The sequence below is a fragment of the Streptomyces sp. NPDC059398 genome (assembly GCF_042751845.1).
Classification (GTDB): domain Bacteria; phylum Actinomycetota; class Actinomycetes; order Streptomycetales; family Streptomycetaceae; genus Streptomyces.
Genome location: NZ_JBHYWP010000043.1, coordinates 28600 through 40682, shown reverse-complemented (window position 1 = coordinate 40682; position 12083 = coordinate 28600). Strand labels below are relative to the sequence as shown.

Sequence of the window (12083 nt, the reverse complement as noted above, 5' to 3'; positions counted from 1 at the left end):
AGGGGGGGGGGTGGGGTGGGCGCCCCGCGGGGGCGCCCCCCGAACCCCGCAACTACAACACCCCCCCCCCCGCGGATTCCCCCGCGCGCCCCGCCCCCGGGCGGGGGGCCCGGCACTCCACGGTGCGACGGCCACTGACGTCGGTGAGGTCGAGCGGGCGCCCGTCATGGCCGCCCGGCGCCTCGGTGACGAGCGGGCGGGCCGGCTCGTACCAGACCTGTTCGGCGGGGACGTCGACCAGTTCGCGCTCGGGCCAGCGCAGCGCCGTCATCCGCCCGCCGAAGACCGCGCCGGTGTCCAGGCAGAGGGTGTTGTTGATCCAGCCGGCGTTCGGTACGGGGGTGTGGCCGTAGACGACGGCGGCCCGGCCTCGGTAGTCCTCGGCCCAGGGGTAGCGCACGGGCAGGCCGAACTCGTCGGTCTCGCCCGTCGTGTCCCCGTACAGCGCGTGCGAGCGGACCCGCCCGGAGGTGCGGCCGTGGTACTTCTCGGGCAGCCCGGCATGGCAGACGACGAGCCGGCCGCCGTCCAGGACGTAGTGGCTGACGAGCCCGTCGATGAACTCCCGCACCCGCTCCCGGAAGTCGGGGTCCCTCGTGTCCTCCTTCTCCAGCTGCTCGATGGTCTCGGCGAGTCCGTGGCTGTGCTGGACCTTCCGGCCCTTGAGGTAACGGCCGAGCTTGTTCTCGTGGTTCCCGGGCACACAGAGCGCGTTGCCCCCGGCGACCATCCCCATGACCCGGCGCAGCACACCGGGGCTGTCCGGGCCGCGGTCCACCAGGTCGCCGACGAAGACGGCGGTACGGCCCTCGGGGTGCGCGCCGTCGGTGTAGCCGAGGCGGGTGAGCAGGGTCTCCAGCTCGGAGCTGCAGCCGTGGATGTCGCCGATGATGTCGAAGGGGCCGGTGAGGTGGGTGAGGTCGTTGTACCGCTTCTCCAGGACGACTTCGGCGGTCTCCACCTCCGCCACGCTGCGCAGGACGTGCACCTTGCGGAAGCCCTCGCGCTCCAGACCGCGCAGTGAGCGGCGCAGTTCACGGCGGTGGCGCTGGATGACGTGGCGGGGCATCCCCGCGCGGTCGGGGCGTACGGCGTTGCGCTCCGCGCACACCTCTTCGGGCAGGTCGAGCACGATCGCGATGGGCAGCACGTCGTGCTCGCGCGCCAGCCTCACCAGCTGCTTGCGGCTCTCGGACTGCACGTTCGTCGCGTCCACGACGGTCAGCCGCCCGGCGGCCAGACGCTTGGCCGCGATGTAGTGGAGGACGTCGAAGGCGTCGCCGCTGGCGCTCTGGTCGTTCTCGTCGTCGGCCACCAGTCCGCGGCAGAAGTCCGACGAGATGATCTCGGTGGGCCTGAAGTGCCGCTGCGCGAAGGTCGACTTGCCCGAACCGGTGGCCCCGACCAGCACCACGAGGGAGAGGTCGGTCACGGGGAGGGTACGCGGGCCGGGCGGGTCGGCCATGCCGGGGCCGCCAGGCCCAGTCGCGCTCTGCGTGCTGCTGTCGCTGTCGCCGGTACTGCTCATGCCGCTTCCGCCTCCTTCGGGGACGTGCCGGACTTCGGGGCTGTGCCGGACTTCGATTCGGTGCCGGATTCCGGGGCCGCGCCGGACTTCGGGGTCATGGTGAACACCGCGAGCTGGGTCGGCGGGCCGACCTCGGGGTCGTCGGGCCCCACGGGCCTGAACTCCACTCCGTAACCGTGCCGTTCGGCCACCCCCGCGGCCCAGGCCCGGAACTCCTCACGGGTCCACTCGAAACGGTGGTCCCCATGACGCACCTGACCGGCGGGCAGCGTCGCCCAGCGCACGTTGTACTCGACGTTCGGCGTGGTCACCAGGACGGTCTGCGGCCTGGCCGCGCCGAAGACCGCGTACTCAAGCGCGGGCAGCCGCTCGGGGTCGACATGCTCGACGACCTCGCTCAGCACCGCGGCGTCGTACTGCTTGAGCCGCTTGTCGGTGTACGCGAGAGAGCCCTGGATGAGCTTCACCCGGGCGGCACCGCGCTCGCCGAGCTGGTCGAGGCGGAGCCTGCGGGCCGCGCTGTTCAGTGCGCGCATCGACACATCCATGCCGACGATCTCGGTGAAGCGGGCGTCCCTCAGCAGCTCCTGCAGCAACTGGCCCTGGCCACACCCCAGATCGAGCACCCGCCCCGCGCCCGCGGCGCGCAGGGCAGCCAGGATCGCCGCACGGCGCTGCGCGGCCAGCGGCACCGGCCTCTCCTCGGTGTCGGTGGTCTCGTCCACGGCGTTGTCGACCGACTCGACCTCGGTGTCGTCGGCCTCCGCGAGCCGCACCAGCTCCAGCGCCTCGGTCGCCTGCCGGGTCAGTCCCCGGCGCCGCGACAGATAGCGGCTGGTGATCAGCGACTGCTCGGGGTGCCCGGCCAGCCAGCCCTCACCGGCCCGCAGCAGTTTGTCGACCTCGTCGGGCGCCACCCAGTAGTGCTTGGCGTCGTCGAGGACCGGCAGCAGCACATAGAGCTGCCGCAGCGCGTCGGCGAGCCGTAGCTCGCCTTCGAGCACGAGACGCACATACCGCGATTCGCCCCACTCGGGGAACTTCTCGTCCAGCGCGACCGGTTCGGCCTTCACCCGCTCCCAGCCGAGCGGCGCGAAGAGCTGGTGCACCAGACCCGGTCCACCGCTGGCGGGCAGGGCTGGCACCTCGATCCGCAGCGGCATCGGAGCTGCTGCCCGCTCCGGCAGCGCGGCGCACACCCCGCGCAGGGCGCTCTTGAAGACGGTGGTCATGGCGACGGAGAGCAGCGAGGACGCGGCGTAGGGCCGGTCGTTGACGTACTGGGCGAGCGCGGTGCCGGGTGCGCCGCCGCGCCCCTTGCCCTTGCCGCGCCGCACCAGCGCCACCGGGTCCACCTCAAGGAGCAGCGCGGCCGTGCAGCGCTCGGCGGTGGCCTCCGGATAGAGGACATGCGCCGTGCCGTGCGAGGTGGAGAACGCCTGCGCCTTGTCGGGATGCTTGTGCAGCAGAAAGCCGAGGTCGGTGGCGGGGCGCTCTGGGGTGCCGGTCGTACTGATCGTCAGGAACACGCGTCCGATTATCGCCCGCACGGCCCGGTCCGACCAGAGGTTTTCATGCCCCCGGGGCCGGCGTCCGCGGCCCGGCGACGGCTGCGATGTCCGCGATCTCAGCCGGGCCGACCCGGCAGCAGCCGCCGACCAGTGCGGCCCCGGCCCGCTCCCAGCCCCGCACCCGCGAAGCGGCGAAGGCGGCGGGGCCGCGCCAGTCACGGCGCCCGGCGTCCCACTCCTCACCGCTGTTCGGATAGACGACCACCGGCTTGCCGGTCACCGCGGACGCGAGCTCCACCGCCCGATCCGCATCCCCCGGCGCGCAGCAGTTCACTCCCACGGCGACGACCTGGTCCCGGCCCGCCGCCAGGCCGAACGCCTCGGCCAGCGGCTGCCCGGCCCGGGTCCGCTCCCCCGTGACGCTGTACGAGAGCCAGACCGGCGTCCCGCACCCGTCGGCCGCCCGCAGCAGCGCCTCGGCCTCGTCGGTGTCCGGCACCGTCTCCAGGGCGAGCACATCGGGCTCCGCCGCGGCCAGCGCCTCGATCCGCGGCCGGTGGAAGCGCTCCAGCTCCCGGACGGAGAGCCCGTACCGGCCGCGGTACTCACTGCCGTCGGCGAGCATCGCACCGTACGGACCGACGGAGGCGGCGACCCAGACCTCACGGTCCGCCGCCCCGGCAGCCTCCCGCGCCAGCAGCACACTGCGGGCCAGCAGCCCCGTGGCCTCGGCCCGGCCGGTTCCGCGCCGCGCGAACCCCGCGAACGTGGCCTGGTAGCTCGCGGTGATGAGCACCTGGGCGCCCGCCCGTACATACGCCGTGTGCGCCGCCACGATCTGCCGGGGACCGTCGGCGAGCAGCCGCGCCGACCAGAGCGCGTCGGAGAGATCGCAGCCCTGTGCCTCCAACTGGTTGGAGAGTCCGCCGTCCAGGACGACGGTGGACTCGGCCAGTGCGGCGGCGAGGGTACGGACGGGGCGCATCCGGTCCTACTTCAGCTGGGAGAGGACCTGTGAGGAGATCAGCTCCAGGTGGTCCAGATCGTCGAGGTCGAGCACCTGGAGGTAGATGCGCGACGCGCCGATGGCCTCGTAGCGGCCGATCTTGTCGACAACCTCGGCGGGTGAACCGCCCAGCCCGTTCGCCTTCACATCCGCCGTGTCACGCCCGATGGCCTCCGCCCGGCGCGCCACCTCGGCGTCGTCCTTGCCGACACAGACGACCAGCGCGTTCGAGTACACCAGGTCGTCCGCCCGGCCGGCCGCCTTGGCCGCTGCCCTGACCCGCCCGAACTGCCGCTCGCTGTCCTCGATCGAGGCGAAGGGGATATTGAACTCATCGGCGTACTGCGCGGCCAGCCGGGGGGTACGGGTCGCGCCGTGTCCGCCGATCAGCACGGGCACCTTCGCCTGGGCGGGCTTGGGCAGCGCGGGCGAGTCGCTCAGCTGGTAGTAGGCGCCGTCATAGCTGAAGGTCTCACCCGTCCTGGTCCCCCAGAGCCCGGTGACGATGGCCAGCTGCTCTTCCAGGCGGCCGAACTTCTCCTTGGGGAAGGGAATCCCGTACGCCCGGTGCTCCTCCTCGAACCAGCCTGCCCCCAGGCCCAGTTCGACCCGGCCGCCGGACATCTGGTCGACCTGCGCCACCTGGATGGCCAGGACTCCGGGGAGCCGGAACGTGCCCGCCGTCATCAGCGTCCCGAGCCGGATCCGCTTGGTCTCGCGGGCAAGTCCCGCCAGGGTGATCCAGGCATCGGTGGGGCCTGGCAGGCCGTCGCCCGATCCCATGCGCAGATAGTGGTCCGAGCGGTAGAAGGCGTCGAAGCCCAGGTCCTCGGTTGCCTTGGCGACGGTCAGCAGAGTGTCATAGCTCGCCCCTTGCTGGGGCTCGGTGAAGATTCGAAGATCCATACATCCATCCTGCACCTTCCTCCGTCCCCCGACGCTCCCCGAACTGCCCGTACGGCGATTTCCCGGCACACCGGGAGGGGGCTCACCACCCCCCACCCCTGCCGCCGCCCCCTACCGCCGGGACCCCTCCGCGTCCCGCTCCTCCAGCTTCCGCAGCATTCCGCGCACCCGGTCCCCCGACTCGTCGGCCGCGTCCATGGCCTCGATGCACTGCCAGTAGACGGACTCCTCGTCGGTGCCGCAGGCGACGCCCACCAGTGCGATACCCACCTCCCCCAGCAGCACCCCGAGCGCGGCCAACGCCTCGTGCACATTCGACACTTCGGTCAACTGCGCCGCCCGTATCAGCCCGCCGCGCACCGTCGGCACGTCGAGCGCCCCGCAGCCCCGGCCGCCCGATTCGCCCAGCGCCCGCGCGTCGGCCCGCAGCTCCTGCGGGCCGCGCAGCGCCAGATGTCCGCCCACGGCGCGGGAGAGCGCCTGCGCCTGCCACGCCTCCACCATGGTGTCCAACTCCGGGACGCTCCGCGCCAGAGCGTCCCGGCTGATTGCGATGAGCCGCACCCCGTCCATCCCAGTCCCCGTTCGTATGACGTACCGTCTCCCCTTTCATTACCCAGAGTGAAGGCGGATGGACCATAAAGCCAGGGGAATTCGGAAATCTGTGGACGCAAGACGCATTGTTGATAACTCACTCACTCCGGAGAGTGACGATCCGCATCCCGCTCCACCGGAAACCGTGTCTCATTTCGGTCAATTTTATCGGAAAGCGCCGTAAGGGCATCGATCCCCAGCACCTCGCAGAACTGCAGCAGATACGCGAGGACATCGGCGACCTCGTCCGCGACCCGGTGTGCCGACCCCGGATCCTCCATCACCCGGACCGACTCCTCGGGCGTCAGCCACTGGAAGATCTCGACCAGTTCGGCCGCCTCGACGCTCAGTGCCGCCGCCAGGTTCTTCGGCGTGTGGTACGGCTGCCAGTCCCGCGCCGCGGCGAACTCGGCCAGCCGACGCTGCAATTGCGCTACATCCCGTTCTGTCACACGTCCAGATCTACCACCGAGACGCCGGCCAGCCGACCGGCCCACCCCGCGTCCGATGCCGTGCCCACCACCCTGATGTGGCCCTGACCGCAGATGGCCGCGGCGAGAGCGGCCAGCTCGCGCGCCTGCCGGGGGTCGAGGGAGCGGTCGAAGCCATCGGCCAGGACCGTCAACGACTGCATCGCGGACGGCACCTCGCCCGCGGGATCCACCGCGAGCACTCCGGGCCCGGTCAGCAGCACCAGCGCGAGGGCGAGATAGCGCAGCTCGCCCTCGCCCAGCCGCTCCAGCGGCGTGCCCGCGCCACTGCCCCGGCCGAGCACCGCCCGTACCCTCCCGTCCGTCAGCTCCTCGGCCGCGAGCCCCGCCACCGGGCCCACGCACCCGGCGCGCGCCGCTGCGACCAGCTGCCGGTGCCGGTTCGCGCACTCGGACTGGGTGCGGTAGAGCACCGAGGCCAGGTTGTCGCAGCCCCGCCGCAGCAGCCCGGCACCCGCGGCCACCGGGCGGCGCATCCGGTGCGGCTGGGGATCGCAGGCGAAGACCGAGCGCAGCGCCACCACCACCTGTTCGGCTGCGGCCAGCACCTTCAGCTGCCCGTCGGTCTTGCCCGCCACGCGCAGCGGAAGCAGGGCGGTCCCCATCCGGTCGTCGGGCAGCGGTGCCCGGGTCACCGGAACCGCGCCCGCGGTGTGCCAGGCGGCCTGTACGGTCCTGCGCGCCGGATCGCGCAGCGCGGTGGAAAGCAGCAACTGGCCTTCCGCGGCCAGCCGTTCGCCCACCACCCGCAGTTCGGGCTCGGCCTGCACCGCGAGATCGAGCTGTACGGGGCCGGCCGGTCCGTCCACGGTGCAGCCGATCCGGAACCCCCGTCGCCCCTGGGCGTCCGCGCAGGCCCGCTCCGGGACGCAGCTGCCCGGGTCGTCGAAGACCTCACCCAGCTCGTCCCCCGCACCGAGCCGCGCCAGCGCCTCGTACACCTGGAGTGCGCTCGTCTTCCCGCTCCCGCTCGCCCCCGTGAAGAGGGTCAGCGGGGCGAGCGGGAAGGCGGCGCCGCGGTGCGACTTGAAGGCCGAGAGCCGGAGTTCGGTGACGGTGGGGCGTGCGTAGGTTGCGTCCATGGTCCGGACCGTATGCACGCGCCTCGGTGGCGAACCGTTACGCCTGGATGACCTTCCTACGATCGGGGGACTGCGGCCGCCGCGATCCCCTCCACCTCCATGCCGGCCGGGGCCAGCAGGAAGACGTTCTTGTCGACCCGGTGCATTCCGCTGCCGAGGCCGAAGACCACTCCGCTGCTGAAGTCCAGGATGCGTTTGGCCACTTCGGTCTCGGCCCCGGTCAGATCGAGCAGTACCGGAACCTGGCCGACGAGGTACTCGGCGACTTCACGGGCGTCCGCGAAGACCTGGACACGCAGGACCACGAATCGGCGCTGCTCGGCCGCGTACTCGTGGGGAATCGTCTCGTGGTCGACGCGCGAGGGCCATTCGTTGCGCCCGCGCAGCGGCACCACCTGGGCGAGCCCCTCCCACTGCTCGTCGGTGACGTCGTAGTCGTCGTACCTGCTCACCGGACCACCTCGGCTGGACTTTCTATCTGCATCAGCCAATTCTGACCCCCTTCACCCGTTCGGCCCAACACCGACACGGATGAGTCCCCGGCGGAGCGCGTCCTTGATCGTCCGGGCCCTTGACCGTCCGCACCCTGACCGCCCGAGTCGTTGACCCATCAATTCCCTGACCCACCGGGTCCCTGACCGGACTCAGAGGCGTGAGCGCCCTCACTCCGTGGCGGCGGCCTCCAGCGCGTCGGCCACCGAGCCGAAGAACCGCGCATGGGACCGGGCGCTGTCCGGGGCTTCCGGATTCCACGGCAGGACCCGTGCCCGGCCGGTGAGGTTCAGCCATCCGTCGATGCCGCTCAGCTCGCCGATGGGTGTGGCGTTCGACCGGACGTCGGCGAGGACGATCCCGGGGTTCAGTGCCGCCGCCTCCGCCCAGCTGACGGTGGCCCAGTTCGCGCCGGGGCCGTCGGGCGGCTGCACCGTGCTGACGCCGTGCGCGGTCAGCGCACGCAGCTCCGGCCAGGCTCCGGGGCGCGCCAGATGCACCTGGTCGGGCCCGGCGGGCGAGAGCGCGAGCACCTCCGGCCCGGACGGTGCGTCCGCCGCCGCGCGCAGCCGCCGGTGTGCGGCGTCGAGCACCTGCTGCTGTTCGGCGTCGCCGCGGGTCCCCAGCGAGCGGGCGAGCGCGTCGAAGCGGCCCCTGATCCCCTCCAGCGTGTGTGTCTGCCCGACGTCGATGACCACGACGGGGACCTGCTCCTCAAGGTGTTTGGCGGTGTCCGGGTCCAGTCCGTACACCTGACCGCCGCCGTAACTGACCGCCACCACGAGATCGGGGCCGCCGCTGAGCAGCGTCTCCAGATCCAGCGTGCCGCCGGCCCCCAGGTAGCGGACATCGCCGGACGGCAGCGCCCCCGCCTTCGCCGGGTCGACCACCGCACCGTCGTGCAGGGAGCCGAAGACCGCGAGCGGGGCCAGGCCGTGGTCCCACAGGGTGGCACCCGCCCGTATGTACGCCGTCACTCTCGACGGTGTCCGCGCGGCCGTCGACAGCTGTCCACGGTCGTCGGAGAACTGCCAGCCAGCTTGTTCCATGACGTTTCGCGCCCCCTCCGGGTCTGCGCCGCCCGGCCTTCCGGTCGCCGCACACCCGTACCTGCCCAGCTCTCGTGTACGGCATTCGGCGCGAGCCGTGCCGCGTACGGCGAACACGAGCCGCCCCCGTACTCGGCCGCGGCTTGAGTACCGGTACTCAGGCCGCCGCGGCCCGTCTCCGGCAGTCTGGGAGAAGAGGGACACCGGGACACGGCCCCCGAATCCGAGCGGAGCGGTCGGACGGGCGCGCCATTCCGGTCACATCGACGAGAGGGTGGTGGAGGGACGATGAGCGGCAGGAACCTGATGCAGCGGATCGGCAGGACGGTGGCGGGCGACTGGATCTCGCGCGGATACCTCGTGGTCGTCGCGGCCCTGCTGGTCTGGGTGTGGGTGGACACCACACTGGTCTCCCACCCGGACGCGTCGTTCGCCGGGGTGTACCCGATCCTGCTCACCGCGCCGACGAGCCTGCTTCTGCTGCTGCCGGGCATCGAGGGAGCCCTGGTGTACGTCGTGCTGGTGGCGGCGGCACTGGTCAACTCCTCGGTCGTCGGCCTGATCGTCCGCCTGGCCGACGGACAGGGCCCTGGGCGCGGCCCCGGACACAGCACCAGCCGCCGCGTCGGCCCCGGCTCGGCCCCGGCCCGGTGACGTACCCGCCCTCCCCCAGATGTGCCCGCCCGTCCGCGTTGCCCGGTCGGGCGAATGCGGGACAATGACGACATGCAGAGACTCTCTCTCGAAGCGCTGGCCCGTCAGCAGATCGAGCTGGCGGCCACGGCCGGTGGCGGGCACACGGCGGACACCGTCTACGGCGGTCATGAGAAGGTCCTGCGCCAGACGGTCATCGGGATGACGCGCGGCTCACACCTCGCCGAGCACGAGAATCCCGGCGAGGCCACGGTGCAGGTACTGCAGGGCCGGGTGCGGCTCTCGGCGGGCGAGCTGGCCTGGGAAGGCCGTCAGGGCGACCTGATCATCGTGCCCGACAGCCGGCACCGGGTGGAGGCCCTGGAGGACTCGGCCCTGCTGCTGACCGTCGCCAAGCTGCCCTGACCACGCGCACCCCCGCTTCTCAACTCCCGGCTTGCCGCGCCCCAATACTGGACTGCGGACACGCAGGTTAGCCTCGGCGGCTGAAGAGATTCAGCCGACGGGCAACGGGGGTTACGGAAGTGAACAGCGAGCATGACGGCGCACATGACGGCATATCTGGTGAAGCCGGGATACCGGGAAACCCCGAACGCGTCCGGCCGGAACGGTCGTTGGGGCGGCTCCCCGCAGTCGTGAGAGGTGGCGCGACCCTCGCGCTGCTGATCGCGGTGGCCGCGGTGGGCCTGCTCCTCCTGCCGGTGTCCCCGACCGTCCACGATCCGTCCGATTACGCGGAGGACAGCGCCACCGTGCAGCTGACCTGCGGATCGATCCTGAACCCGGCGGGCGACGACGCTCTGGCGGACAACCGCGAGGAAACCGCGCCGGCCTGCGGCTCGGCCCGGACCCAGCGCGCGGGATGGTCCGGCGTGGGCCTCGGCGCCGCCTTCGCCGTCCTGGTGGTGTCGCTGCTCATGGGGGACGGCATGTCCGAGGACCCCGAGAATCCCAAGGGCCCCGGGGGCCTCGGGGGCTCCGGAAGTCCCGAGGATCCCGCACGGCCGGCATGATCCGGTTGAAAAACCCTGTGCTGCGGCCAGGAGCCGCAGAGCAGAATGGCCGACATGCCTGTTTCCTTGCATCACATCGTGATCGACGCCCACGACCTGCCTGGCCTGGCCCGTTTCTGGGCAGCGGTGCTGGGCTGGCGGATTCTGTCCGAACGCGAGCGGGAAGTGGTGATCGGGCCGGAGGAGACCGCGCCGACAGGCATCTGCTTCATGCCGGTAGCGGATCGTAAGTCCGGCAAGAACCGCCTGCACCTCGATCTGACGTCCGCCGCGGAGGACCGGGACGCCGAGATCGCGCGCATCCTCGCGCTGGGCGCCAGCCCGGCGGACGTCGGCCAGAGCGGAAACGAGTCATGGACCGTACTGGCCGACCCGGAGGGCAACGAGTTCTGCGTGGTCCGCCCGAAGGAAACCCTCATCGCCTAGATCCTTTCCGGGCAACACCGCACCGGAGGTTCCATGACGCTCACTCAGGCGTGACTGTGGCGGCGGGAGTCGTGGTCCTGTGGTCCGACGCGAGCCACTCGGCGATACAGCGCCTGCCGTCATGCCAGTGCTCCTCGACGACCGCCGCCGCACCCTCGCGGTCCCCCGTCGCCAGCGCCGAGAGCACCTCCCGGTGCTGCCGGTCCGCCGGGCCGCGCGACGGGATGTGCTGCATATACGCGATCTCGTAGCGGGAGAGGCTGGTGCGCAGCTTCGCGATCGTCTCCTGGAGGTACTGATTGCCGCAGAGCCTGATCAGTCCGGTGTGGAAGGCCGTGTCGAGCGCGCGCCGCTCCACCGCGTCGCCGCTCGCCTCCAGTTCGTCCAGGAGCCCGGCCAGCCGGTCGTGCTCCGCGGGGGCGAGCGGGCGGGGGGCCGAGCGTACGGCCAGCGCTTCGAGAGTGGCCAGAACGGGGTACACCTCGGAGACCTCACGGCCGCTCAGGGGCCTGACCACGAAGCCGCGCGCCAGGGCGGAGTGGACCACGCCCTCGGCCTCCAGACGTAGAAGGGCCTCGCGCACCGGTGTGCGGGAGACATCGAGGGCACGGCTGAGGGCTGCCTCCGTCACGGACATGCCGGGTGCGAGGCTGCCGGTGGAGAGCAGCGCGACGATACGGGCGTAGACGGCCTCCCTCAACGGCTCGCTCCGGGCGATCCTGGCGAGGGGAGCAACAGGCTCGGAGGTGCTCGTCGCCGAGTCGGGGGCGTTCGTCGCGGGCTCGGGTGTGCTCATCGGCGGTAGGGGCTTTCGTCGCGGTGCCGCGCCTCGAACTCCGTGCGCATGCAGAGGGTGGACACATCGGTCATACGGTCGACGGCGAGATAGCCGTCAAGGTGGTCGATCTCGTGCTGGAGCAGCTCGCTGAGCTCTCCTTCGGCGCGCACGGTGTGCGCCCGGCCGTCCGGGGACTGGTAGTCGACGGTGATCCAGGTATGGCGGCGGACACGGCAGAAGATCTCGACGGAGAAGCTGAGGCAGGCGTCCCAGGGCTCCCAGGTCGCCTCCGAGCGCTCCGTGATGCGGGGGTTGACGAGCGTACGGGGCTCGTCGAGCCGCAGATGCACCATCCGGACGCCTGCCCCGATCTGCGGCGCGGCTATGCCCCGGCCGTAACCGGTGCGTCTCACCCAGTCCGCCAGGGTGTCGTCCAGATCGGCGGCGAGCGCTCGCGCTTCGCCGGAGAGCGGGGTGGCCAGCGGCCGGGCGGGCGTACGCAGGAACGGGTCGCCGAGTTGCAGGGTCTCTTGTACCGTCACACACCTATCGT

Annotated in this window: 14 protein-coding genes and 1 pseudogene; 4 read left to right on the top strand and 11 right to left on the bottom strand. The window is 71.6% G+C overall.

Annotated elements, in window-relative coordinates; all coding sequences use genetic code 11:
* Positions 1 to 115: 115 nt before the first annotated feature.
* The 9 genes and pseudogenes from ACFXBC_RS17585 to ACFXBC_RS17545 all read right to left on the bottom strand — a co-directional run.
* A pseudogene (locus ACFXBC_RS17585) lies at positions 116 to 1465 on the bottom strand (AAA family ATPase); the annotation flags it as partial.
* Between the two features lie 59 nt (positions 1466 to 1524).
* Entirely contained in the window at positions 1525 to 3057 is a 1533-nt protein-coding gene (locus ACFXBC_RS17580; protein WP_385024500.1) for a 3' terminal RNA ribose 2'-O-methyltransferase Hen1, read from the bottom strand.
* Positions 3058 to 3100: 43 nt separating this feature from the next.
* The gene (gene mmuM, locus ACFXBC_RS17575; protein ID WP_385024498.1) at positions 3101 to 4024 is read right to left on the bottom strand and encodes a homocysteine S-methyltransferase; all 924 of its coding nucleotides are present in this window, start codon (positions 4022 to 4024) and stop codon (positions 3101 to 3103) included.
* Positions 4025 to 4030: 6 nt separating this feature from the next.
* Positions 4031 to 4951, bottom strand: coding sequence for an LLM class F420-dependent oxidoreductase (locus ACFXBC_RS17570; RefSeq protein WP_385024496.1), 921 nt, complete (start codon positions 4949 to 4951; stop codon positions 4031 to 4033).
* Between the two features lie 111 nt (positions 4952 to 5062).
* A complete protein-coding gene (locus ACFXBC_RS17565) occupies positions 5063 to 5524 on the bottom strand; it encodes a DUF6099 family protein (protein WP_385024494.1) in 462 nt (153 codons plus the stop codon).
* A 122-nt stretch (positions 5525 to 5646) separates the two neighbouring features.
* The gene (locus tag ACFXBC_RS17560; protein WP_385024492.1) at positions 5647 to 5997 is read right to left on the bottom strand and encodes a nucleotide pyrophosphohydrolase; all 351 of its coding nucleotides are present in this window, start codon (positions 5995 to 5997) and stop codon (positions 5647 to 5649) included.
* The gene (locus tag ACFXBC_RS17555) at positions 5994 to 7118 is read right to left on the bottom strand and encodes an AAA family ATPase (RefSeq protein WP_385024490.1); all 1125 of its coding nucleotides are present in this window, start codon (positions 7116 to 7118) and stop codon (positions 5994 to 5996) included. The genes ACFXBC_RS17560 and ACFXBC_RS17555 overlap by 4 nt, the downstream gene beginning before the upstream one ends.
* Before the next feature lie 56 nt (positions 7119 to 7174).
* Positions 7175 to 7570, bottom strand: coding sequence for a cell division protein SepF (locus tag ACFXBC_RS17550; protein WP_385024488.1), 396 nt, complete (start codon positions 7568 to 7570; stop codon positions 7175 to 7177).
* A gap of 210 nt (positions 7571 to 7780) precedes the next feature.
* Positions 7781 to 8659, bottom strand: coding sequence for an ABC transporter substrate-binding protein (locus tag ACFXBC_RS17545; RefSeq protein WP_385024485.1), 879 nt, complete (start codon positions 8657 to 8659; stop codon positions 7781 to 7783).
* Positions 8660 to 8947: 288 nt separating this feature from the next.
* Here ACFXBC_RS17545 and ACFXBC_RS17540 point away from each other — a divergent pair, with 288 nt between their 5' ends.
* The 4 genes from ACFXBC_RS17540 (at position 8948) to ACFXBC_RS17525 (ending at position 10752) form a co-directional block, all read left to right on the top strand.
* Positions 8948 to 9313, top strand: coding sequence for an SCO4225 family membrane protein (locus ACFXBC_RS17540; protein ID WP_385024483.1), 366 nt, complete (start codon positions 8948 to 8950; stop codon positions 9311 to 9313).
* A 72-nt stretch (positions 9314 to 9385) separates the two neighbouring features.
* Complete coding sequence (locus ACFXBC_RS17535) at positions 9386 to 9718, top strand: cupin domain-containing protein (protein ID WP_385024481.1); 333 nt, start codon at positions 9386 to 9388, stop codon at positions 9716 to 9718.
* A 230-nt stretch (positions 9719 to 9948) separates the two neighbouring features.
* Complete coding sequence (locus ACFXBC_RS17530) at positions 9949 to 10326, top strand: hypothetical protein (RefSeq protein ID WP_385024479.1); 378 nt, start codon at positions 9949 to 9951, stop codon at positions 10324 to 10326.
* 54 nt (positions 10327 to 10380) lie between these two features.
* Entirely contained in the window at positions 10381 to 10752 is a 372-nt protein-coding gene (locus ACFXBC_RS17525) for a VOC family protein (protein ID WP_385024478.1), read from the top strand.
* A gap of 40 nt (positions 10753 to 10792) precedes the next feature.
* On the opposite strand, the gene ACFXBC_RS17520 is transcribed toward ACFXBC_RS17525, so the two are convergent.
* Both ACFXBC_RS17520 and ACFXBC_RS17515 read right to left on the bottom strand, forming a co-directional pair.
* Positions 10793 to 11548, bottom strand: coding sequence for a GntR family transcriptional regulator (locus ACFXBC_RS17520; protein WP_385024476.1), 756 nt, complete (start codon positions 11546 to 11548; stop codon positions 10793 to 10795).
* Entirely contained in the window at positions 11545 to 12072 is a 528-nt protein-coding gene (locus ACFXBC_RS17515) for a peptide deformylase (RefSeq protein ID WP_385024474.1), read from the bottom strand. The genes ACFXBC_RS17520 and ACFXBC_RS17515 overlap by 4 nt, the downstream gene beginning before the upstream one ends.
* Positions 12073 to 12083 lie beyond the last annotated feature (11 nt).

Bases quoted from the DNA above. Each gene is read 5' to 3' on its own strand.
- mmuM (WP_385024498.1), bottom strand. From the start codon at position 4,024: ATGCGCCCCGTCCGTACCCTCGCCGCCGCACTGGCCGAGTCCACCGTC.
- ACFXBC_RS17535 (WP_385024481.1), top strand. From the start codon at position 9,386: ATGCAGAGACTCTCTCTCGAAGCGCTGGCCCGTCAGCAGATCGAGCTG.
- ACFXBC_RS17525 (WP_385024478.1), top strand. From the start codon at position 10,381: ATGCCTGTTTCCTTGCATCACATCGTGATCGACGCCCACGACCTGCCT.
- ACFXBC_RS17565 (WP_385024494.1), bottom strand. From the start codon at position 5,524: ATGGACGGGGTGCGGCTCATCGCAATCAGCCGGGACGCTCTGGCGCGG.
- ACFXBC_RS17555 (WP_385024490.1), bottom strand. From the start codon at position 7,118: ATGGACGCAACCTACGCACGCCCCACCGTCACCGAACTCCGGCTCTCG.
- ACFXBC_RS17540 (WP_385024483.1), top strand. From the start codon at position 8,948: ATGAGCGGCAGGAACCTGATGCAGCGGATCGGCAGGACGGTGGCGGGC.
- ACFXBC_RS17570 (WP_385024496.1), bottom strand. From the start codon at position 4,951: ATGGATCTTCGAATCTTCACCGAGCCCCAGCAAGGGGCGAGCTATGAC.
- ACFXBC_RS17545 (WP_385024485.1), bottom strand. From the start codon at position 8,659: ATGGAACAAGCTGGCTGGCAGTTCTCCGACGACCGTGGACAGCTGTCG.
- ACFXBC_RS17520 (WP_385024476.1), bottom strand. From the start codon at position 11,548: ATGAGCACACCCGAGCCCGCGACGAACGCCCCCGACTCGGCGACGAGC.